General features: G+C 34.2%; 23 protein-coding genes and 1 pseudogene. 6 read left to right on the forward strand and 18 right to left on the reverse strand.

The window, feature by feature from the left end; all coding sequences use genetic code 11:
* Position 1: 1 nt before the first annotated feature.
* The 8 genes from BUC31_RS12960 to rpsF form a co-directional block, all read right to left on the reverse strand.
* Positions 2–436, reverse strand: a complete 435-nt coding sequence (locus BUC31_RS12960; RefSeq protein WP_073244816.1) for an RbsD/FucU domain-containing protein — start codon at positions 434–436, stop codon at positions 2–4.
* A gap of 77 nt (positions 437–513) precedes the next feature.
* A complete protein-coding gene (locus BUC31_RS12965; protein ID WP_073244818.1) occupies positions 514–1284 on the reverse strand; it encodes an SDR family NAD(P)-dependent oxidoreductase in 771 nt (256 codons plus the stop codon).
* Positions 1285–1421: 137 nt separating this feature from the next.
* Entirely contained in the window at positions 1422–2801 is a 1380-nt protein-coding gene (hisS, locus tag BUC31_RS12970) for a histidine--tRNA ligase (RefSeq protein ID WP_073244820.1), read from the reverse strand.
* A gap of 82 nt (positions 2802–2883) precedes the next feature.
* Positions 2884–3360, reverse strand: coding sequence for a DUF6495 family protein (locus BUC31_RS12975; protein ID WP_073244822.1), 477 nt, complete (start codon positions 3358–3360; stop codon positions 2884–2886).
* A gap of 61 nt (positions 3361–3421) precedes the next feature.
* Complete coding sequence (locus tag BUC31_RS12980; protein WP_073244824.1) at positions 3422–6529, reverse strand: TonB-dependent receptor; 3108 nt, start codon at positions 6527–6529, stop codon at positions 3422–3424.
* Positions 6530–6632: 103 nt separating this feature from the next.
* Positions 6633–7085 (reverse strand): 50S ribosomal protein L9, encoded by a 453-nt coding sequence (gene rplI / locus BUC31_RS12985; RefSeq protein ID WP_073244826.1) that lies wholly within the window; start codon positions 7083–7085, stop codon positions 6633–6635.
* Between the two features lie 12 nt (positions 7086–7097).
* Positions 7098–7394 carry a 30S ribosomal protein S18 gene (gene rpsR / locus BUC31_RS12990; protein ID WP_027067300.1) on the reverse strand — a complete coding sequence of 99 codons (297 nt, stop codon included), beginning with the start codon at positions 7392–7394 and terminating at the stop codon, positions 7098–7100.
* A 5-nt stretch (positions 7395–7399) separates the two neighbouring features.
* The gene (gene rpsF, locus BUC31_RS12995; RefSeq protein WP_073244828.1) at positions 7400–7741 is read right to left on the reverse strand and encodes a 30S ribosomal protein S6; all 342 of its coding nucleotides are present in this window, start codon (positions 7739–7741) and stop codon (positions 7400–7402) included.
* 230 nt (positions 7742–7971) lie between these two features.
* Here rpsF and BUC31_RS13000 point away from each other — a divergent pair.
* Positions 7972–8665 (forward strand): annotated as a pseudogene (locus tag BUC31_RS13000) (LytR/AlgR family response regulator transcription factor).
* A gap of 54 nt (positions 8666–8719) precedes the next feature.
* Here BUC31_RS13000 and priA read toward each other — a convergent pair.
* The 4 genes from priA to nadC are packed head-to-tail and all read right to left on the reverse strand — an operon-like array spanning position 8720 to position 13441.
* Positions 8720–11176: a replication restart helicase PriA gene (priA, locus tag BUC31_RS13005; protein ID WP_073245955.1), complete on the reverse strand. Its 2457-nt coding sequence runs from the start codon at positions 11174–11176 to the stop codon at positions 8720–8722.
* Positions 11177–11178: 2 nt separating this feature from the next.
* A complete protein-coding gene (locus BUC31_RS13010; protein WP_073244830.1) occupies positions 11179–11619 on the reverse strand; it encodes a DUF2147 domain-containing protein in 441 nt (146 codons plus the stop codon).
* Positions 11609–12583 (reverse strand): YihY/virulence factor BrkB family protein, encoded by a 975-nt coding sequence (locus BUC31_RS13015; protein ID WP_073244831.1) that lies wholly within the window; start codon positions 12581–12583, stop codon positions 11609–11611. The genes BUC31_RS13010 and BUC31_RS13015 overlap by 11 nt, the downstream gene beginning before the upstream one ends.
* Entirely contained in the window at positions 12584–13441 is an 858-nt protein-coding gene (gene nadC, locus BUC31_RS13020) for a carboxylating nicotinate-nucleotide diphosphorylase (RefSeq protein WP_073244833.1), read from the reverse strand. It abuts the gene before it with no gap.
* Positions 13442–13506: 65 nt separating this feature from the next.
* Between nadC and rlmH the strand changes: the two genes are divergently transcribed.
* Entirely contained in the window at positions 13507–13980 is a 474-nt protein-coding gene (gene rlmH / locus BUC31_RS13025) for a 23S rRNA (pseudouridine(1915)-N(3))-methyltransferase RlmH (protein WP_073244835.1), read from the forward strand.
* A 29-nt stretch (positions 13981–14009) separates the two neighbouring features.
* On the opposite strand, the gene BUC31_RS13030 is transcribed toward rlmH, so the two are convergent.
* The 6 genes from BUC31_RS13030 to BUC31_RS13055 form a co-directional block, all read right to left on the reverse strand.
* Positions 14010–14828, reverse strand: a complete 819-nt coding sequence (locus BUC31_RS13030) for a type IV pili methyl-accepting chemotaxis transducer N-terminal domain-containing protein (RefSeq protein ID WP_073244837.1) — start codon at positions 14826–14828, stop codon at positions 14010–14012.
* 173 nt (positions 14829–15001) lie between these two features.
* Complete coding sequence (serA, locus tag BUC31_RS13035; RefSeq protein ID WP_073244839.1) at positions 15002–16894, reverse strand: phosphoglycerate dehydrogenase; 1893 nt, start codon at positions 16892–16894, stop codon at positions 15002–15004.
* Positions 16895–17034: 140 nt separating this feature from the next.
* Entirely contained in the window at positions 17035–17823 is a 789-nt protein-coding gene (locus BUC31_RS13040; protein ID WP_073244841.1) for an alpha/beta fold hydrolase, read from the reverse strand.
* Positions 17824–17834: 11 nt separating this feature from the next.
* Complete coding sequence (locus BUC31_RS13045; protein WP_073244843.1) at positions 17835–18530, reverse strand: DUF3307 domain-containing protein; 696 nt, start codon at positions 18528–18530, stop codon at positions 17835–17837.
* Between the two features lie 2 nt (positions 18531–18532).
* Complete coding sequence (locus BUC31_RS13050) at positions 18533–19138, reverse strand: SatD family protein (RefSeq protein WP_073244844.1); 606 nt, start codon at positions 19136–19138, stop codon at positions 18533–18535.
* A gap of 97 nt (positions 19139–19235) precedes the next feature.
* Complete coding sequence (locus BUC31_RS13055) at positions 19236–19688, reverse strand: methyltransferase family protein (RefSeq protein ID WP_073244845.1); 453 nt, start codon at positions 19686–19688, stop codon at positions 19236–19238.
* Between the two features lie 59 nt (positions 19689–19747).
* On the opposite strand from BUC31_RS13055, the gene BUC31_RS13060 reads away from it, so the two are divergent.
* From BUC31_RS13060 to BUC31_RS13075, 4 genes are all read left to right on the forward strand, one after another.
* Positions 19748–20332, forward strand: a complete 585-nt coding sequence (locus BUC31_RS13060) for a non-canonical purine NTP diphosphatase (protein ID WP_073244846.1) — start codon at positions 19748–19750, stop codon at positions 20330–20332.
* Positions 20322–20966, forward strand: a complete 645-nt coding sequence (locus BUC31_RS13065) for a DUF4337 domain-containing protein (RefSeq protein ID WP_073244847.1) — start codon at positions 20322–20324, stop codon at positions 20964–20966. The genes BUC31_RS13060 and BUC31_RS13065 overlap by 11 nt, the downstream gene beginning before the upstream one ends.
* Positions 20967–21124: 158 nt before the next feature.
* Entirely contained in the window at positions 21125–22963 is a 1839-nt protein-coding gene (locus BUC31_RS13070) for a DEAD/DEAH box helicase (RefSeq protein WP_073244848.1), read from the forward strand.
* A 74-nt stretch (positions 22964–23037) separates the two neighbouring features.
* Positions 23038–23808 carry a carboxypeptidase-like regulatory domain-containing protein gene (locus BUC31_RS13075; RefSeq protein ID WP_073244849.1) on the forward strand — a complete coding sequence of 257 codons (771 nt, stop codon included), beginning with the start codon at positions 23038–23040 and terminating at the stop codon, positions 23806–23808.
* The last annotated feature ends 39 nt before the right edge of the window (positions 23809–23847 follow it).

Genomic DNA, 23847 nt, shown 5'->3' on the forward strand with positions numbered 1-23847 from the left:
TTTAAAATCCAGACTCTTCAGCCATTTTTACAACGCCAACGGTTAAAATTAAATTTGCAAAACGTCGTTGCTCACCTGTCTGTATAATCAACGTAGTATTTTGGTCTCTAATTTTATCATAGAAAGCCCAACGCTCCATTTCATCCCAAGTTACATCTCCAAGTAATTTTTTATAGGCATCGTGAATTTCAGCATTAGCTTCTGCAGGCTTTTCCATAACAATAGCTCCTTGTACCGGACAAACTTCTAATATACCTTCCAGAACTGTAAGGGCATCTAATAGGCCTGGTTTAAAATTAAGGTGTACTGTTGTAGAATTCGGACCCGACATTGCACCTACAGGCAAATTACCATCTGCAATGACCACTTGCGCAAAATGACCTGAACGTCCAAGCACTTCCATAATTGTTGGATGTATGATAGGAGTCTTTAGCATATTTATATATTAAGAAAATGAAAATAAAACGCTAGTTCGTAATTACTAACTAGCGTTCTCTATAGTTTTATGAAATGCTACATATTGTAGACACCACCATTGATATCAAGCGTAGCACCAGTAATGAAGCCATCGTATTCAGATGCTAAATACAATACTGCTCTAGCAACATCATCTGCATTACCCGCTCGTTGAATAGGAATACCTTTTGTAGTTTCTGCAGCAGATTCTTTAGTAGTATGTGTATTGTGAAATGAAGTACCTAAGATAAGCCCTGGTGCAACAGCATTTACACGTGTGCCCTGTGGACCTAATTCTGAAGCAAGTGCCCTCGTATAGGTTAAAATAGCTCCTTTACTAGTAGAATAGACTAAAGACCCTGGATGACCTCCTTTACGCCCTGCCAATGAAGCCAAGTTGACAATGCTACTATTTTCATTTTTTGCTAAATAAGGTGCTGCCGCTCTCGTTACAAACATCATTGATGTAAGGTTAATATCCATCACCTTGTGCCAAAATTCAGTTTCCATTTCGCTAAGCATTTTACGAGCAACTAATGAACCTGCATTATTTATTAAGATATTAAGACCTCCTAAAGCTTCAACTGTTTTCTTTACTAATGTATTGGCGTCTTCTTCTTTTGTTAAATCGCCGCTAATTGCAATTGCTTTTGAGTCCTTATCAGTTGCATATTTCACTAATTCATTTGCAGTATCTGCACTTGAAAAATAATGAATAGCAACATTGGCGCCACTATCAATAAAATGTTTCGTAATTGCTTCTCCAATACCCTGAGCACCAGCAGTAATGAGTATATTTTTTCCAGATAATTTACTATTATTCGTCATGATTTTTTAATTATAAAACTTGATTTCGTATTGATTTAAATCCAAATAAACCATACTATAAAGAATTGCTCAACCAAATTGGTTAACCAAATATAATCAAAAATTAATCAGTAGTATTTTATCTGATTTTAAGGCATTTAGCTCAAGTGATTTGTAAAATCTTCAACCTTACTTAAGCTATATTCTTTTTGCGAGCCTTCTTTCATATTTTTAACGATGAAGGAATTATTGCTCAACTCTTGCTCCCCTATTAAAATGACATAAGGAACATTGCGGTTATTAGCATATTTCATCTGCTTTTGCATCTTGGCACTCGAAGGATAAATATCTGCTTTAACACCAGACTTACGTAATTGACTTACCAGCTTTAAAGCTGCCATAGCTTCTTTATCACCAAAATTGACACATAATACTTGAAGTGATTGATCAATAGCTTCTGGAAAAAGATTTAAATCTTCTAAAACCAAATAAATACGATCAAGACCAAATGAAATACCCACTCCACTTACATTTTTTAGCCCGAAAATACCGGTAAGGTCGTCATAACGACCACCACCACCTATAGATCCCATTTTCACACCTTCTGGTGCTGCAACTTCGAAAATGGCTCCTGTATAATAATTTAGTCCGCGGGCAAGGGTTACATCAATAGATAAATTTGCAGATTGCAAGCCTAAAACAGCTATCGTTTCCAAGATAAAACGCAGTTCTTCCAATCCTTTTTTACCTTCTTCAGAATCTTTTAAAAGTGTATCTAATCGTTCTAATTGTTCTTCATTACTTCCTTGAGGTAAAAATAATGGAGATGCTTTTTCAATAGCTTTCTCAGAAATTCCTTTAGCAAGCATTTCTTTTTTAACGCCGTCCTCTCCTATTTTATCGAGCTTATCTAAGGCTACGGTAAAATCTATCAGTAAGTCTTTAGCACCGATAACTTCTGCTATACCAGCTAATATTTTTCTATTGTTCATTTTAATGGTTGCACCTTCCAATTTTAATTCGGAAAATACAGCATCATACAACTGGATCAATTCTACTTCTTGCAATAGGGAATCTGACCCAACTACATCAGCATCGCATTGAAAAAATTCTCTAAATCTTCCTTTTTGTGGTCTATCTGCTCTCCATACCGGCTGAATCTGATAGCGCTTAAAAGGAAAATCCAACTCATTTTGATGCATTACTACATAGCGCGCAAACGGTACGGTTAAATCGTATCGCAATGCTTTTTCTGTAATCTTCGGAGCAATACTGTTCGAATTTTTATCAGCATAAGTAGTGTCATCTACCTTGCTAATAAAATCGCCAGAGTTTAATATCTTAAAAATTAATCGATCACCTTCTTCTCCATATTTACCCAACAACGTATCTGAATTCTCAAAAGAAGGAGTTTCAATGGGCTGAAAGCCATACGTTTGAAAATTCTTTTTTATAATGTCAAAAATGTAATTACGTTTTGCAATTTCTGATGGATTAAAATCGCGAGTTCCTTTTGGTATAGATGGTTTCTGTGCCATTAATTTTTTATTGTATTACAAATATAACCTTCAAATAAATAAGGCAATATTTCAATGGTATGAATATTAGATTATAATTGTTTTAAGAAGTACCGATTACTTTTTCGAACCACTGGTACAAATCTCCTTTAGTAATTACCGCACCTTGTTGTAGCAACAAAAACTTATCTACATTCTTATCATCGGTATATGCTTTTGCAGCAGTTAAATATTCTACAAAGTCTGATTGCCAGTTTCTCTTAAACCAGTCAAAACCAACCGGAGTAGTTAAATCAATTTCTGGGTTCATCACTTTTACCGATATCAGCTTCATCTCTTTATCGGTTAAATGAAATAGGTGCATTTGCTTGGCTGAAATATTCTCTAAATAAGAAACTTTGCTCAACACTCCTTCCCAAACCAAATCACTAAAAATGTCTAGTTCTTCTTCTGCTACTTTTGGTTTATCTTTTTTTATCGAATCCCACTCATCACCCGTAATAGATTGTGTTGCCAGAAAATTAATAAATTCTGGATGTAATTCTTCCAACTGCTCTTTTGTTAGCCTCGTATATTTCATTTTGCAAAAATAAAAAGCCCTAACATATTTGTTAGGGCTTTTACAACTTAATTTTAAAAACTTAGAAGATATATCTCAATCCTACTTGTGCTTGCCATCTAGATAACAAACTAGCATCATAACCAAACGTTTCTGTCAACTCTGGATTAAAGGTGTATGTTGGTATACTAGAATCTGGATCAACTGTTACACCTACAGGCTGAATATTATTTGGTTGTTGAACCAAGCCCCAATCAGAACTGATCATATTACCAATATTCAATACATCAACACTAAATTGAATAGTATTTGTTTTTCCTTCAGATACAGTGATCTTATAATCTTGTAAGAACTTAACATCCCATCGACCTCTCCATGGTGCTAAAGCCCCATAGCGCTCTGCATACTGTCCTCTACGACCACTTAAATAATCATCTTGAGCAATAAAAGCATCAAAAGCAGCACCTTGACCTGTTCCTGAAAATTGCATTTGACCTATTTCTGAAGATGTAGGTACATAAATAAGGTCATTAATACCTGATCCATCTCCATTAATATCACCACCATAAGTATAATTGAATCTACCACCTTGAGCATATTCAAAGAATGTAGAAAGTGTAGTTCCCCACTTACCGTTACCGTATTCCCAATTTTTACTTGCTACACCAATGAATCTATGCTTATCTCCATATTTAGAAGGTGCTAAAACATCTGCATTTGCATCGTTTACAACAGGGTTACCAACAAAAGCATCTGACGTAATTTCTGCTTCAATAGAATTCACATCTTTAGCATCTAAATAGCTATAGGCCAACATTGCATACAAACCTTTATCAAAAGTCTTTTGAGCTTTTAATGAGGCATTCCAAATTCTACCCTTATTTGAGTTTGTAAAAACATAAGGACCAGCCCCTAAACCAAAGCTGTTTAATAAATCTCCTTCAGTATACGTAGCTCTTTTATCAACCCCTGACAAATTACCTGATGGAGAAGTCAATGCCCAGTTTTGAACATGTGGTCCATTGATATCCTTAGTATAAGATAAATCTGCAGTAAGCACCATACCATTATCTAAACGTTTATCTGCACCTAAATTAGTTCTCCAAACTTGTGGAAACTTATAATCTGGATCAACCGCTTGCAAGAAAAATACATCTGGTGATGAAATTTGATTTCCTAACCATACGAATGGGAAACGACCTGTAAACAAACCAGAACCACCACGTAATTGTAATGATCTATCACCGTAAACATCATAGTTAAAACCTACTCTTGGTGAAATTAACCAATCATTAGATGGCATTTGAGTATTGTCTATAAATACGGTTTCACCTGTATTTGGATTTTGGTATGGTTGATCAGCAATAACAAAACCTCTGTCGATTACATCTTGTGCTTTTGTTGCAGAATCAAAAAACAACGGCTTATCGAAACGAACACCGTATGTTAATTTAAATTTCTCGCTTAAATTCCATTCATCTTGAACGTAAAATGCTAATTGACCAACATTAGTTTCTGCCAAAGCCCAACCTTCGCCATCTGGTACGGCATTGTTAGCGTTAAAAGTAGCTTGTGGACCTGCAAAATCATAAGTGCTAGCATCAAAATCTGCAATATCTACACCACCGAATAAATCAAAACCATAAGCGGTTAAGTTAAACGAGTTATCAAACATGAATTTTTCTAATGAAAAACCTACAGTATAAGTATGATCACCTTTGTAAAAATTAAGGTTGTTGGTAATTTGAATTACCTTTTGATCCAATCTATTATTTGCTGAAAATGGTTCATGACCAGCAATTATATAATTAGAACCATCTTTTGTAATGTTTATAGAAGGAGCCGGTGTAGAAAACGGATTTCTAAAATCGTTAAAATGAGTATAGCCAACTTGTAATTTGTTAGATGCAGTTTCTGACAAAGTTGAGTTTAATTCAACTTGAATAGATTTAAGCTCATTGTTTATTTCATATCCTGAATTCTGAAACTGTAATGTGTTTGCATTAGGACCTCTAAATTGTATTGCCGTTGGGTGAGCTGGTTTTTGTTTAGATGCATTCAAGAAGTTATAAATAACCGCTAAACGGTTATTGTCATTTATATTCCAATCTAACTTTAAAAGACCTTTTGTAGATTCTGCGTCATGTGTAAAACCTTGATAAGCACCTGGATCGTAACCTGCAGCCAATAATTGATTTTGCACATTTATTAAATCACTTTCTAGTACTCTAGATTCGTTTATTGCTCCTGAGCCTGTATTTGGCACCCAACCATTAGTACCTAAATCTGTACGTTCGTCTCTTTCAAAGTTAGCGAAGAAGAACAATTTATTTTTTACTATTGGACCACCGATACTAACACCGTATTGACTTTGGTCTAATTTAGGCTTTACAATCTCATCGCCTTTAATTTTACCACCGGTCATATCTTCATTTCTAAAGAAACCATATACGGTACCGTGAAATTCGTTAGAACCACTTTTAGTCACTGCATTTACAGAAGCTCCCGTAAAACCTGATTGCGTAACATCATATGGTGCTGTAGATACTTGAATTTGCTCAATTGCATCTAAAGATATTGGTTGTGAATCTGTTTGACCACCTGGTGTAGCTGCATCCAAACCAAAAGGGTTGTTGAAAATAGCTCCATCTAAAGAGAAATTATTGAATTGATCATTTCTACCTCCAAACGAATTACCACTTGCCGTTGGCTCTAAACGTGTAAAATCTGCGGCAGAACGTGAAATAGTTGGTAAACGTGTTAATTCTCTTCTACCCACACTTGTTTCTGCACCAGTACGGTCGCTACTAAAAGTACCCGAACGATCAGATACTACAGTAACTTCGTCTAATGCTTGACTTTCACTTGCTAATTTAATATCAACATTGAAAGTTTGCCCTAATGACAAATTAACATCAGTAAGTTCGTAAGGTTTAAAACCTACATATGAAATTTCAACTTTGTAAGGACCGCCAACACGAAGGTTCAAAAGATTGAATCTACCATCTTCATTGGTAATTGATCCATACTTAGTACCTGTTGGGGTGTGGACAGCGACAATATTTGCGCCAAATAATGGTAAATTTTGGTCATCCATTACTAAACCTCGAATATTAGAGGTGGTAACTTGACCGTAGGTTGCGCCTGCAAAAAGCAGCAACAATACTTTAAAAAACAAGTTGTTTTTCATTTTTATTGGTTTTGAGTTATTTATGAGTTCTTTAACAAAAATACCAATAAAAAAAGAGCTATGCAGGCATAGCTCTTTCAAATTTATCAACTTAGATAGTTAATTATTTTTTTTCGGCAACTACTTCGAAACCAAAATCAACAATCACCTCACGGTGTAATCTAATTTGTGCGTTGTAAGGTCCAGTTCTTTTAACTGCACCACCTTGAATGCTAATGAATTTTTTGTCAATTGCATGACCTTCTTTTTCAATTGCAGCAGCTAAATCACCATTAGTAACAGAACCGAATAATTTATCGGCAGTTCCTGTTTTAGCAGTAATTTTTAATTCTAAAGCTTTTAATGCTTCTTCTACTTTCTTAGCAGCGTCAACAACTTTCTTATCTTTATGTGCTCTTTGCTTTAAGTTCTCAGCTAAAACTTTTTTAGCAGAAACAGTAGCCATAGCAGCTAAGCCTTGAGGTATAAGGAAATTTCTTCCGTAACCGTTCTTAACATTTACTACGTCGTCTTTAAAACCTAAATTTTGTACGTCTTCTTTTAATATAAGCTCCATGATTCTTTTCTTTTATTTTAATAAATCAGCAACATATGGCATTAACGCCAAATGACGAGCTCTTTTTACGGCTTGTGCCACTTTTCTTTGATACTTCAATGAAGTTCCAGTAAGTCTTCTAGGTAACAATTTACCTTGCTCGTTTACCAACTTCAATAAAAAATCAGCATCTTTATAATCTACGTACTTAATACCAGATTTTTTAAAACGACAATACTTCTTCTTAGTGTTGGTTTCAATGTTTAATGGAGTAAGATACCTGATCTCTCCATCTTTCTTTCCTTTTGCCTGTTGTTGTAATGTTGCCATAATACTTAAGCTTTAGCGGTTTTGTTTCTTGTTCTTCTTTTTTCTGCCCATGCAACAGCGTGCTTGTCCAACTTAACGGTCAAGAAACGCATAACACGTTCATCTCTTCTAAACTCCTGTTCGTAAGGTGTAATTACCTCACCAGTGTTAGTAAATTCAAACAAGTGGTAAAATCCACTCTTTTTGTTTTGAATAGGATAAGCTAATTTTTTTAGCCCCCAATTCTCTTTAGCTACCATTTTGGCGCCATTGTTAATTAAGAAATCTTCGAATTTCTTAACTGTTTCCTCTATCTGAACATCAGATAGAACGGGATTCAAAATGAAAACAGTTTCGTAATGGTTCATATTATATTTGTTTTTAAAGAGTGCAAAAATAGATATTTTTTTAAAATAATTATAAGAAATACGAATATTCTTCGTTATTAAATGGTAACAACATTAAAAATTAATCCAAATCTTAAATATATCATCATTACCAATTACACGATCAACAGTGCATTGTTCACATCTTTTGTTGCAGTTCAGCATGTTTTTTCTGTTCTTTGTCGATGATTTAACCCCACAAATCAACCCTTATGAAGTTAAGAAGTATCATCGTTGACGACTCATCTATGCAAAGGATGGCCGTTGCCAAGTTGGTAAACAATCATCCGAATTTGACAATGGTAGCTGAATACAGTAATGCTATCGAGGCTAAAAACGGAATCAAGAACCATGAGATCGATCTTATTTTTCTTGATGTTGAGATGCCAATTATCACAGGATTTGACCTACTCGAGTCCCTAGAAAACAGTCCTCAGGTAATTTTGATTACCGGTAAACCAGATTATGCACTTAAAGCATTTGACTATGACGTAACGGATTATTTACATAAACCGATTACCATGGCACGTTTTGATGCATCTGTTAAAAGAGCTGTAGCAAACTACGAACAATTGCACAGAGTCAACGAAGACGAAGAGCACATTTTCGTGAAGAGTAACCTAAAGAAAAGAAAGGTTATTTTAAAATGATATTAAGTGGATTGAAGCACTTGGTGACTACATAAAATTAGTAACTGATGAAGCTAATATCGTAATCTTATCAACAATGAAGTCTTTTGAAAAGCAATTGCCAGAAGATAAGTTTTTAAGAATTCACAAGTCATACATCATTAACCTAGAAAAGGTTGAAAAATTCAACAGTAAAAATGTTGAAGTTAGCGGTAGATCAATACCTCTAAGTAGAAATAAAAAGACAGAACTAGCCGAAGCGCTAAGTAACGTATAATATATGGTATAATTTTACTTTCAAAAAAGACCGCTAATTAGCGGTCTTTTTTAGTTATATATGGTCAACATTATATATCACCCTTACACTTCTATACATTGCCACAGCTTTAAACGATTTTTCTATTCGCCTAATATTTGCTTTTGTCTGTGCCAATGAATGCACTTTTTGAACTTTTATTACAATATGCTTTAAATATTGATTTCTAATTCTTGCTACTGGAGGGTATTCTGGTCCCAAAACAGTACCACCAAAATTAGTACGTAATGCCCCTGCAAACCAATCTGCAGCTTCATTCAGCACATTGTAATTTTTATGCTTAAATGTTACTTTAATAATTCTATTTACCGGAGGGTATTTAAATTGCTCTCTTTCATACAACTGCTCAGTATACATACCTTCATAATCACTTGTAGTTACTTGTTTTAATATTTGATGATATGGATTATAGGTTTGTATAACAACACGACCTCTTTTTTTGGTTCGCCCTGCCCTACCTGATACTTGAGTTAATAATTGATAGGTTCTTTCATGAGCGCGATAATCTGGAAAGTTCAATAAAGAATCTGCATTCATAACTCCTACCAAATTCACATTTCTAAAATCAAGACCTTTAGTGATCATTTGTGTTCCTACCAAAATATCTAACTCATGCTGCTCAAAAGCCGTAATTATCTTTTCATAACCGTGTTTGCCCCTGGTAGTATCTAAATCCATTCTACCAACCTTAGCTTCTGGGAATAATGCCGAAACCTCTTTCTCTATTTGCTCGGTACCAAAACCTTTGGTATCTAAATCTGGACTACCGCATGCAAAACAAATTTCTGGTAATGCCGTATGATGACCACAGTAGTGGCAACGTAATTGATTTCTATATTGATGATAAGTTAAACTAACATCGCAATTGGGACATTGCGGAGTATGTCCACATGTTAAACACTCCATTAATGGCGCAAAACCTCGCCTATTCTGAAAAAGTATGATTTGTGCACCTTCCTTTAAGGTTTCTTCAATTTCCATAAAAAGACGCTCGGAGAAATGACCTTTCATCTTTCTTTTTCTAGAAGCTTCTTTTATATCTACCAACTCCATTTCAGGCATTAGCACATTACCATATCGTCTAGTTATTTCTGCATAACCATATTTACCCGTTTGTACATTATAATAACTTTCTACACTTGGTGTTGCAGAACCTAACAGAATACTTGCCTTATGTAAATGACCTAATACTATTGCAGCATCTCTAGCGTGATATCTTGGTGCTGGATCAAATTGCTTAAAAGAACTCTCATGCTCCTCATCTACAATTACCAACCCTAGCTTACTAAATGGTAAATACATTGCTGAACGTGCGCCTATTACCAATTGCGCCTTAGGTTTTGCTTGTAAAACGTTTTGCCAAACTTCTACACGTTCTTGAACATTATACTTAGAATGGTAAATAGCAATCTTTTCTCCAAAATACTCTTGTAGCCTACCTATAAGTTGTGTGGTTAGGGCTATTTCCGGTAATAAATATAATGCCTGCAACCCCTTTTCAAGACATTCTTCTATCAGTTTTACATAAACTTCTGTTTTACCTGAAGATGTTACACCTTTTAACAAGGTAACTTTATTGGCTTTGAAAGAAGTTTTTATATCTAGTAAGGCTATTTCTTGATATTCATTTAAATCCTTAGTATCAGAATTATCTGGATCACCATCATAATTGACTCTATCGGTCTTTATAAAATATTCCTCTAAAATTCCCTTATCGACTAATGATTTTATTACTGCTTTAGAGCTGTTGCTAGATTTTTCAAGCTCAGAAACCTTTATCGGATTTTGACTTTTTCCCTGTAATTGAAATAAGGACAATACTACCTGACTTTGCTTAGGCGCCCTCGTAAGTGAATTTAATAATTCTTCTAATTTTTCATCTGATGTATGCTCTGCACCCAATTTAACATACCTAACTAACTTTGGCTTGTATTGATCATATACTTCTTCTTTTAAAACAATTACTTTTTTCTCTAATAATCGTTGAAGAATTGGCAGTACATTTTTACGGTCTATTATGGAAGAAACTTCTTGAACCTTTAGTATAGCTTGATGTTGCAACGCTTCAAACACCAAAAATTCATCATCTAGAAGTTCATTTTCATCTATTTCGTATTCCGTATTTCTAAGAACCAAGGTTTCACTCTCCAATAAAAAAGCACTAGGTAACGCGCTGCGTACCACTTCACCCAAGGTACACATGTAATAAGAAGCTATCCATTCCCAATGTTTAAGCTGGATCTCATTTACAATGGGGTATTCGTCTAATAGCTCATGAATTTCCTTTGCCTCATAGACTTCTGGCGGATTATTGTGAATACCTTGAACTAGCCCAGTGTATATTTTAGATTTACCAAATGGTACTGCTACACGCATACCTGGCTTCAGTAATGCCGCTTCTTCTTCGGTTATACTGTACGTAAAACTTTTCTCTAGCGGAATAGGTAATATTACATTAATAAAGTTCGCCATAGTTATCCCTCCACACGTATCCATGTTTGGGTTCTGTAGATAAATGCCAAATACCCGCGCACTTTTAACTCATCTTCATTTTCTGGATTTAACCATATCTTAAAACGAAAAGTCATTGCTTGTTCTGGATCAAATAGTCGTTTACCCTTCCATTCTCCATCATCATGCAACTCGCCGTCTGTAATAATCTCCATACCGGTTACGGGTTTATCTTTTAATTCTCCATCGCATTTATCACAAATTCTTCCTTCTTGCCCTTCTTCTAAAATCTTAACGACTTTACCATACATCTTTCCTTCTTTCTTATAGATTTCAATTACACCTTTTGGCAAACCTGTGCGGTCATCAATTGTTTTCCACTTACCAAAAACCGACTGAGCAGAAATGCTCATTGTAATAAATACTGTGAATAGAATAGTTAACTGTATGCTCTTATTTATCATTCTTTTTTGTGATTTTACGTAATGTATTCAGCGATGCGTTCAGTTCGAACCCAAGTAGCAATATATTAGAATTTAGCCATATGTAGACCATTAAAATTAATAATCCACCTAACGCCCCATATAATTCATTGTATCTGGCGAACTTTTCAACATAAATACCGAAAAGATATGATGTTAATAAAAACAAGGTAGTTGTCATTAAGGCTCCAAAAGAAAAAAACTTTGCTTGCTTACCTTCTCTAGTACCAAAATAATAAAGTATAGCAGTAGTAAAATAAGATAGAATTATAAAAAATAATATTTTAGCTATTTGCACACCTACAACTTCATCTTCACCTAAAATATATCCGCCTTGCTTTGCAGCAAACTCAGACAAATATCCCAAGACATAAAATTCAAAGTATATATACGCTACAAAACCTACTATAATTAAAATTGCTAAAATTAAACCCACCATCAAGGCATATAAATATTGCCTAAAAAAATGTCGTGTTAGATCGATGTGATACGATGTTTCAAAACCTCCAAAAATGGAATTTACACCGTTGGCAATTAGAAATATTGAAAGTAAAAATGCCGATGACAACAGACCTCCTCTTTTTTGATCTTTAATCTGCTGAAACACCTCTCCAAAATAATCGCCGGTGGCACTTGGTAAAAATGACTCTAAAAATAACTGAAATTGCACATCAAAATCGCCATGTTCAATACTAATATACGACACCAAAAAAGGCACCAAAGTCACCATAAAAATGATTAATGGAAATAGCGCCATAAATAAGCTAAAGGCAATAGCACTAGCGCGTGTAGACAAAGTACCTCTTAAAATACCAAGCACATACATTTCTATAAGGTCGTAAACGGAAAGTCCCTCAAAACCGGGCAGCCTGATTTGTTTTAACAATCTGACCAACCAATTTACAATAGGAATTTTTTCTAGCTTTTCTTCGACCTCTAAAGACATCTATACCGCTTTTAAACTCAAATCTAAATTATAAACCGAATGTGTTAATGCACCCGAAGAAATATAATCTACACCGCATTCTGCATAATCCCTAATCGTTTTTTCATTAATACCGCCCGAAGATTCTGTTAAACAGGTATTACCTATTAATTTTACAGCCTTGCGTGTATCTTCATAATTGAAATTATCAATCAATATTCTATACACACCTTCTGTCTCTAAAATTTCTTTGATTTCGTCTAAGTTTCTTGCCTCTACAATAATCTTTAAATCACGACCCGTTTCTTTTAAGTAGTTTTTAGTCTTGTTGATTGCTTTTGTAATTCCGCCAGCAAAATCAATATGGTTATCCTTTAGCATAATCATATCGTACAATGCGAATCTGTGATTTTCTCCACCACCAATTTTTACCGCCCATTTCTCTAGCGCACGAATACCTGGTGTTGTTTTTCTGGTATCTAGAATTTTTGTACCGGTACCTTTCAAAAGATTTACGAACATATGGGTCTTGGTAGCAATGGCACTCATTCTTTGCATTGCATTCAATACCAAACGCTCAGCTTTTAATATGCTTTGTGAACTGCCTTCTACATAAAACACGATATCACCGTGACTTACAGGCGTACCATCTTTTATCAGCACTTCTATCTTTAAATTAGGATCAACAAAATAAAATACGAGTTCTGCAAAATCTACTCCGGCAATGATTCCTTCATCTTTTACTAATAATTTTGCTTTACCTGTAGCAGTATCAGGAATGCATGCCAACGAACTATGATCACCATCACCAACATCTTCACGAATGGCATTTGCTATGATTAATGTAATCTCTTCTTTAAATTGTTCTTCTGAAATCATATGTATTAAATCTATTGTATTGCTAATTTACAAATCCATTTGCGAAATTGATTTACTTTTGACATATGACTATAAAACTTTTAGCTATTGGCAAAACAGATAGCTCTCAACTACAAGAACTCATTGAGGTATATCAAAAGCGATTACAGCATTACATCAATTTTGAAATTGAACTAATACCTGATTTAAAAAAGACCAAAAACTTATCTGAAGACCAGCAGAAAGATAAAGAAGGCGAACTTATTCTTAAGAGACTAGCACCTACAGATGTTTTAATTCTTTTCGATGAAAAAGGAAAACAGTATACGTCTGTTGAATTTTCTACCTTTTTACAAAAGAAAATGAATTCGGGTATAAAACAGTTAGTTTTTTTAATTGGAGGACCTTACGGATTTAGTAATGAAATCTATTCAAAAGCATCTGGAAAAATAAGTTTATCGAAAATGACCTTTTCTCATCAAATGGTACGCTTATTTATAACTGAGCAAATTTATAGAGCATATACTATTTTAAAAAACGAACCCTATCACCATCAATAATTTAATGAAATAAGGAGTCATAAAATACGCTATGCCTGTTTCTCAAGTGATTTTACCATATTCTCTGAAACACCTTCTAGATCAGTAAGTTCTTCCATTAAAAAAGAGATGAGCTCTTCTTTATGCTCTACATTTTTTTCAATCTTAAGCACATGGTTGTAGTTCTTTATATTTTTCATGTGAGAATTAAAAGCATGTGTTTGATGCCATGCAATCTCTTTTAATTTCTGATTTTGAATCGCCATCTTTTTTATAGAAGGATTAATAAAAAAGAAAATCTCGATTATTAAAATCAATAAAGAAAACACTGCAAGTTCTAATTCTATGACCATTAACGTTTCAACATCTTCTTCTGAAGCCTTTTGCAATTGCCCCACAATGGTATCCATAATTATTAAAAACTGATCTGATGCAGCTGATAGCTTCTCTAAATCAATAGATTTTAATTGATTAAAATCATTAGTTGTTTCTAAAATAAAATTTAGATATGGTTGTAATCGATCAAAGTTTTTTTGAATTTCGACATTATCTAATTTTGGTATTCCTGTCGCATCATTACCTTTTTGCAACGAAATATTTGAATTAGAAAATTTATTCATCGCCAATCGTAATTTCCCATAATCACAAGTGCCATACCTGCATTCATAAACACTTTTTACAATGGACTGAGACAGCATTCTTTGCCTACCCGCCACATTAATTCTTAATGCATCTTGTCTCTGTCTAGCTAAGGAAAATTGTATTATAGACTGTATTACAATCGTCAATACAATTACAGTAAAAACCAGCAGGTAATAGTTATTGAAACTTTTACCAGATTTTAATTTCGATAAAATCTTTTTCCACATAATTAAAGGTATTTCCTACAAAACATAATTGTACCATTACCATAACCTTGTAGAACTAAAAATGTTGTAATAAATAGTACAAAATTGGTCAAAAAAAAAGCACAAGTTTCTCAACTTGCACTTTAGATATAAAAGGATTTTACACCTATTGATTTTGACAGCCTCTACAAGACCTAGTATAGTACTCTAAATTTGATAGTATTTTCAACTTTTCTCAAAGCCTTAATGACATCTTTATTATACTCTTTATCTAAATCTGTAATTACATAACCTACTTCATTATCAGTAGACAAATATTGGCTATTGATATTTAACTCATATTCAGCTAATACCTTATTGATTTTAGCCATAATACCAGGTACATTCTTATGTATATGCAAGAATCTGTGAGATTTATTCTGTTTTGGCAAACGAATGTTCGGGAAATTAACAGCATCAACTGTGTTACCAGAATTGATGTAATCCATTATTTTATTAGGAACGAAATCTGCAATATCGCGCTGCGCCTCTTCTGTACTACCACCAACATGCGGAGTCAAAATTACATTGGCAAAGCCTTGTAATTTTGTATGAAAATCTCCATTACTAGCAGGCTCATCTGGATAAACATCTACTGCCGCACCACCAATATGACCATCTTTCAATCCTTCAGCAAGGGCATCGATGTCAACTACAAAACCTCTAGAAAGATTTATTAACATAGCACCTTTCTTCATTTGCTTTATTTCACGCTCACCAATAAAGTTTTTGTTCGCTTTATTATCATCTATATGTAACGTAACTACATCAGAAACATTTAATAAATCTTCTAGCGTATTGCATTTTACCGCATTACCTAAAGCTAATTTATCATCTACATCATAGTAATACACACGCATACCCATGGCTTCTGCTAAAACTGATAATTGCTTACCAATGTTACCATAACCTACAATACCCAAGTTTTTACCACGAACTTCTCTTGATCCAGCAGCTGTTTTTTGCCATTGACCATCATGAATTTCCCTACTACGATCAAATACACTACGCATTAACATAATAATCTCACCTATAGCCAACTCTACTACAGACCTTGTATTACTGTAAGGGGCATTAAAAACTACAACTCCTTTCTTCTTGGCAGTCTCTAAATCTATTTGGGTAGTACCAATACAAAAAGCACCTACTACCAATAATTTATCGGCAGCATCTAAAATAGTTTGGGTAACCTGTGTTTTAGAGCGGATACCAAGCACGTGTACGCCCTTGATTTTTTCTAGCAGCTCTTCTTCAGACAAGCTATGTTTAATCAATTCAACGGAAAAACCGTCTTCTGATAAATTATCAAATGCAGCTGTGTGCACATTTTCTAATAATAGAACCTTAATTCTATTCTTTGGGTACGAGATATTTCTTGGCAACTTGTTCACAAATAAAAATTCATCTAAACTTGGTGTAACATAATCCGCATTACTAGCGGCTTTTTCTCTATGCACGTTTTCGGTATATGCAAAAAACTTATGTGCTATACCTGCTTCGCGCATTACATAATCACTGTAACCATCTCCTATCACTTGAACTTCCCCGTCCAAATTCATTTGCTTCAAGCAATCAATTTTGCCGTTATGCTGAGATAGCACATTCTTTTCATCGAAACCGATGATATTCCCTTCTTCGTCGAATTTAAACGTATTTGCATACACTCGATCAGATGGTATATTATATTCTTTTACAATAGGATCAATAAACTCTTTAAAGCCACAGGATATTACATAAATATCATCTGCATACTTTTCAAAAAAATCTTTATTCGCAGCTATAGACTTAGATATTTTATTTCTAAGATTATCAACCAAACCGTCTAAATCTTCCTTTTTGGCATGTAATAACTTAATTCGACGCTCTAAAGACTCCGTAAACGAAATATCGCCATCTATTCCTAAATTGGTGATTTTCTGTATTTCTTTAATAACCTCGTCTTTGTTAGATCTTCCCTCTAAAGTCATTTCAGCAAGAACATCTAATGCTTCTACCCTAGTCAACGTACTATCGAAATCAAAAACGTATTTTCTACTAACTTCTACCATTATTCTCTTTTGGTTGGATAAGAATTTTTGTTATTAAAATAAGAAGCAAAAGTAAAAATTTAATTTATCCTGATAAATGATATCCTGTAAATAAAACAAAAAGGTTATGTTATGGTGCAAATTGACAAAATGATCATCTTTTAATCTAAAAATTGAAGAACTGATAATGAGAAGCCTTCAGTCTTATACGTGCTATTATGATCCCCAGGTACTCTTTTTAAACTGCCACTTTTAAATATTTTACTTAATTCTTCTGCATTTCCGTTATCATTATCCTCATCACCACAAATTACTAATACGTTTATATCTATTTTATTTAATTCGCTTACCGAAGTTACAGGTTGAAATTTTTGCTGCAAATGTAATGAGCGTAAATCTGCTTTAATAGATTTTGCATAGTCTACCGCACCTTTGGTTATCTCATTTATATCGCCATCAAAGGCTTTTGCGAACATGATTCTTCTATCCCAATCGGCATTTGTAAAATCTATACCCATACCACCTAAAACCGCTTTCTCTATACTATCGTCTTCTGTCAGTAATTTTGCCAAAACAATACTTCCTCTTGAATAACCTACAGCTTTATACTTGTCTACATCTAAGTGATTCATTAATAATACCACATCTTTTACTTCGGCATTACCTTGATACGCTTCTTCATTTTGAGGTTTATCTGAATCTCCATTACCGCGTAAATCAGGAATGATCACGCGATAGCCAGCATTTAACAAATCTTTCTTTAAAGCCGTTTTATCCCAAGACTTTCTAGAATTTATAAATCCGTGTAACAATAGTACCACCTCACCACTACCCTCATCTGTATAAGCGATTTGTACGCCGTCAAATGATTCAAATTTACCTGATTGGGAAATAGTTTTTTGAGAGAATATGACCAGCAACAAAAAGAATAAAAAATACCGTGATGACATTATGCTTTTATTTAAGAGATATATAGAAGCCCCGCCAAGATTGCTAACCCAAAACTTACTAAAGTACCTATTAAAATATACTCTGTTAGCTTTCTATTATTGCGCTCTTTAAGATCATTGAATCTAAAAACAGATTTCGCAGCTATTAATAAGCCAATAACTTCCCACCTGCCTATTACTATAAATATTAAAACGAATAGTCGTTCTATCATACCAATATACTTACCTGCATTTGGTAATGATTTGTGATCCGTCTCTATCTGATTAGACATTCCCTCTAAAATCATCCCCATTATAATTGCTGCCGGATAGGTTACAAAAACAATGGCAGTAACTAAATACCAGTCTAAATTTTCGAATAAAGATATAGTGTGAGTGTATAGATCTGTGTAAAAAGCACAGCAATATATGACTAGTATATGTAGGATCTGATCAATAAAAAACGGAATGCTTTTATTCTTAAATAAATCATTTGAATATAATTTCAATACATCAATGACAAAATGAGCTATGGTTATTATTAGGGCAATTTTCCAGAGAGACAAATCCCAAAGAAAAAGCATATATAAAGCAAAATGCAATAGCACGTGCAAGTATAGAAACTTAGATTTTATTTTATTCGATTGCTTGTGAAGTACCCATCTTGTAGGCTGCAAAACAAAATCTCCAATTAAATGAGCCAATACTAGTTTTATAAAAATCAACATATTTATTTACTGGTAATTAATTCTTTGTAATATGACAATACATCTAAAACCAAATCTAATCTTGCTCTTTTTAAACGCTGACTTACGGCAGACTGTTTAATACCTAATTGTTGTGCAATTTCTTTTTGTGAATAATGCGGATAGTCTAATGACAATGTTACTATTTCTGCAGAAACTACACTCCAATCATCCATAAAATCTAATGCTAAGCGTAACATTAAATTTAAAGTTCGATCATATGCTTTTTCTCCTGTTGCAATACTAAGATTTATTTTACTCTCTTTAAGTGTTTCGAAATTACGCCCAGAGCGCTGGTATGCAGGTCCGTTAGATTCGGTTACTCCTGTACCAATATAGGTTTCTAAACCTATACCAATACCCATTCTTACATCTAAACCTTTTATAGTCTTTAGCATTGCTTTTATACGAATAGCCGTAAATAATGCATTTTTTTCAGTAACCTTTAACTGAAATTCATCACCACGATATATCTCCCAGTTCATTGGCGAAGCACCAAATTGGTTAAAGTAATTCTTCAATAAATCGATCCATTGAGCACTAGGATGATTTTCAGAATTAATAATATCTCCGGTAATTATAGCTATCATGGTTATTAGTTAAAACGCTAATATATTAAATTATAAGCTAATTAGTTAATATTTTGTATTATTAGTGCAGTCATTAATACAGATAAATAAAAATTATTTAGAACCAACGCCTTGTTAAGATACAATAATCTTTAAAGGAACGCCCAAATTTATCTAAGAGAATTCTTTCTTCTGGAATAATCTGAAAACGGTTCATATAACCCACAAACCCAGCAGCGATCAGTGTATTGAAAGCATTTCCTAAAAACACACCTAAAGCTAAAAGTAAAAGAAGCAGCGCTAAATACATAGGGTTTCTAGAAAATTTAAAAATTCCGCCTACTACTAAATTAGAAGCTTTATCAGGTTTTGTTGGATCTATAGTTGTATTTGCTCTTTTAAATTGAAACAATGCCAATAAGGCTATTACAATACCAATACCAACTAAAATTTTGGCAAACAACATTCTCCCATAAAAATCAAAATAACCCATCGGCAAAAATTCTGCCAATAGATACATCATTAATCCGAAACACAAAAACACTAAAGCCGGCGGTACTTTTAACTCCATTTTATAAAATTACTACTTTTGCTGATGTAAATTGACAAACTAGATTTCAAAATGTTCCCATGAAGCTTGTATTCGCCACGCACAACCCAAACAAATTAAAAGAAATTCAGCAACTGGTACCATCATATATTGAACTAGTTAGTTTAGATATGATTGGATGTATGACCGATATACCCGAAACTGCCACCACCCTAGAGGGCAATGCTAGAATAAAAGCAGATTTTATAACAAATACGTATCAACTACCTTGCTTTGCAGATGACACAGGCCTCATTGTAGATTCTCTCAATGGTGAACCAGGCGTATATTCGGCAAGATATGCAGGTGCCGAAAATGATTCAAACGCTAATATGGACAAACTATTAGCTAACTTAAGTGATAAACAGAATAGAAATGCTTACTTCAATACTGTAATTGCCTTAAACTTAAACGGTAAAACCCATATATTTGACGGAAGCATACACGGCGAAATTATAGAAACAAAAAAGGGAGATAACGGATTTGGTTATGATCCTATCTTTCAACCAAAAGGTTATAAAAAAACTTTTGCGCAATTGCCCTTATCCATTAAAAACAAAATAAGCCATAGAGCTCTAGCATTTAAAAAATTGATTACCTATTTAAATAGTACTCATGATAAATAAAAAAGACAACGGTGAAACTGTAGTAGTATCAGTAGCATCAGAACGAGCAGAAGCTATTGGCGGTGTACTAATAGCTTTATTTGCCGCGCTTATGGCAATATCACAAATGGTGAATGGCGAATTAGAAGAAGAAATGATGATTGCCCACAACAATGTAGTGAGCTATTCTAGCTGGTACCAGTCTAAAAGTATTAAAGAAAGCTTGAAAGAAAGTGAACTAGATTATTTAAGTACTTTAATTGAAAGCGGTATTGTAAAGGAAGAAAACAGACCGGTAATAGAACAAAGAATAGCTATTGTAAAAGATAAAATAGTAAAGTACGAATCAGAAAAAACAGAAATCTTACTAGGGTCTGAGCATGTAGGTAAAGAAAACTGGGTTCAAGACATAGAGGGGGAAATGGGAATTATTACCGGAGTTAAACAATGGGAAAAATTGACCCGAACCTATGATTACGCGACCAAAAAATTTGACTATGCATTACTATTTTTTCAAATATGTATTGTACTTGGCGCCGTTTGTATCATTATTTATGACAGCCCAGTGCTACAAAAAGGGCTAATTGTGCTTATGATTATCTTTGGAATTTCGGGTACATTCCTATCTATATATGGCTATACGCTAGCTCCGTAATATTACTTTCTAATAAATTATTCTGATTCAATTATTAGCAGTACCTTTGCCGCTTAATTAACGCCGCTGGTATAGCATGTGTTGCCCTGAGTCTAAATAGGTTATATACGATAATCGCTCTATGCAACATTCATATTTGCGATTTAGTATACATATTTATGACAAAGTTTGAAGCACTGGGACTGCAGAAGTCCTTATTAGATGCTATTACTGATATGGGTTTTGAAACCCCATCAGAAGTTCAAGAAAAAGCAATCCCAATTTTACTGGAAGGTGAAACCGATCTAGTTGCCTTAGCGCAAACAGGTACAGGTAAAACTGCCGCATTCGGTTTTCCATTAATTCAAAAAATTGATAGTAATAGTAGAACCACACAAGGTTTAATATTATCACCAACTCGTGAGCTATGCTTACAGATTACGAAAGAAATGCAAGCGTATTCAAAATACGAACGTAATATCAATGTAGTTGCCATTTATGGTGGTGCAAGTATTACAGACCAAGCAAGACAGATTAAAAGAGGTGCGCAAATTATTGTTGCAACGCCTGGTCGTATGAAAGATATGATCAGTAGACGTCTTGTTGATATCTCTAATATAGATTATTGTATTTTAGATGAGGCAGATGAAATGCTGAACATGGGCTTTATGGAAGATATCAAAGATATTCTTTCTGGTACGCCTGATGAAAAATCTACATGGTTGTTCTCTGCAACTATGCCTAGAGAAGTAGCTACTATTGCTAAAAAATTCATGCATTCTCCACAAGAAATTACAGTGGGTGCAAAAAACTCTGGAGCATCAACCGTACAACATGAATATTATGTTGTTGGTGGTAGAGATCGTTACCCAGCTTTAAAAAGATTAGCAGATACAAACCCAGATATATTTTCAGTTATTTTCTGTAGAACAAAACGTGATACTCAAAAAGTTGCCGAAAATTTAATCGAAGACGGCTACAATGCAGGGGCTTTACATGGAGATTTAAGCCAAAACCAAAGAGATTTGGTGATGAACTCTTTTCGTAAAAGACAAATTCAAATGCTTGTAGCAACTGATGTTGCTGCGCGTGGTATTGATGTTGATGACATTACACATGTTATTAATTACCAATTACCAGATGAAATTGAGACGTATACCCACCGTAGTGGTAGAACAGGTAGAGCTGGTAAATCTGGTATATCTATGGTTCTTGTTACTCGTGGTGAACAACGCAAGATAAAGGCCATAGAGAACAAAATCAATCAAAAATTTGAATTGAAAAAAGTTCCTTCGGGAATGGAAATCTGTGGTATTCAATTACATCACTTAGCCAATAAAATAAAAGATACTGAGACTAATTCTGATGTTGACCCTTATTTACCTGAAATCAACGAGATACTAGAAGGTATTGACCGTGAGGAATTAATAAAGAAATTAATTTCTGCCGAATTTACAAGGTTCTCTAACTACTATAACAAGTCTAAAGATTTAAATTCTTCTGACAGCGGTAGAGATAGAGAAAGAAGCGATGGCCGAAGAGGTGGTGAAATACCAACTAGTGGTGCTGTTCGTTACTTCATAAACGTTGGTGAAAAAGATGGTTATGATTGGATGTCACTTAAAGACTTCATTAGAGATACAGTAGGACTTGGACAAGAAGATGTCTTTAAAGTTGATGTTAAGGAAAGTTTTTCATTCTTTAATACTGAAAGTGAATCTACACAACAAATTCTTGAAAAATTTACAGAGTTTAAAGTTGACGGAAGATTTGTTAATGTAGAAGTTTCTAAAAACCCCGGCGGTGGCGGTGGTGGAAATCGCAGAAGCGGTGGAAGCGGCGGTGGCTTCAGAGGAAAAAGAAGCAGCGGTGGCGGAAGAAGAGATGATGACCGCGGCGGAAGAGGAAGAAAAGAAGGTAGCTCTGAGTCTAAAGGCAGAAGACGTGACCGTAGTGAATCTAGCAGTCCTAACTCCGGAAAAAGACGTAGTACCAAAAGAAAGGGAGATTTCTTTTAGTTAATTGTATATTAAAAATACGCTTCGGCGTATTTTTTTTGTTTTGTTTGCAACTTAATTATGCTGTCAGTACAATGAAATACTTATTATCGCTTATACTTATTTTTCTTTCACTAATAGGTTTCTCTCAAGAAACAGAAGAAGGTCAACGCCTTAGTGCTGTTGTTATAAACGCCCAATCTGATGAACCCCTTGAGAGCGTACACGTTGTTAACTTGAACCAAGTTTTTGGAACAATTACCAATGAAAATGGCGAATTTTCAATTACCGCAGCAGTAAATGACACCTTATATTTTTCTTTTCTAGGATTTAAATCACAGAAAATTAGAGTAACCAATGATATGTTCAAATTTGAAAATACAGAAATAGCACTGACAGAGCTTGCTTATGCTCTAGAAGAAGTTATTGTTAGACCTTATCAGCTAACCGGGTACTTAGAAATCGACGTAAAGAACCTTCCAATAAACAATGCCTACCAATATAGTATATCTGGCTTAGGCGTTAGCTATGAAGGTGGTAATAAAAACCCTAGCGCTGTCACAAAAGTATTGGGTGCCATTCTAAACCCAGCAGATTTGTTGCGTAACCTCTTTGGTAAAAAACCTGCGCAAATGCGTAAGCTTAGACAAATGAGAGAAGACGATGATATTCGCAACCTACTTGCTTCTAAATTTGATAGAGAAACACTTACAGAATTCCTTCAATTAGAAAAAGTTGATATTCAAGATATTCTAAATAACTGCAATTACTCCAAATCTTTTATCACTACAGCCAATGATCTTCAGATACTTGACGCCATTAGCAGCTGTTATGAAGAGTATAAAGTTTTAAATAGAAAGAAATAATATTTCTTAAAGTGAAATCCTTGTTATAGTTTTATTGCA

It is taken from the genome of Maribacter aquivivus, assembly GCF_900142175.1.
GTDB classification, from domain to species: domain Bacteria; phylum Bacteroidota; class Bacteroidia; order Flavobacteriales; family Flavobacteriaceae; genus Maribacter; species Maribacter aquivivus.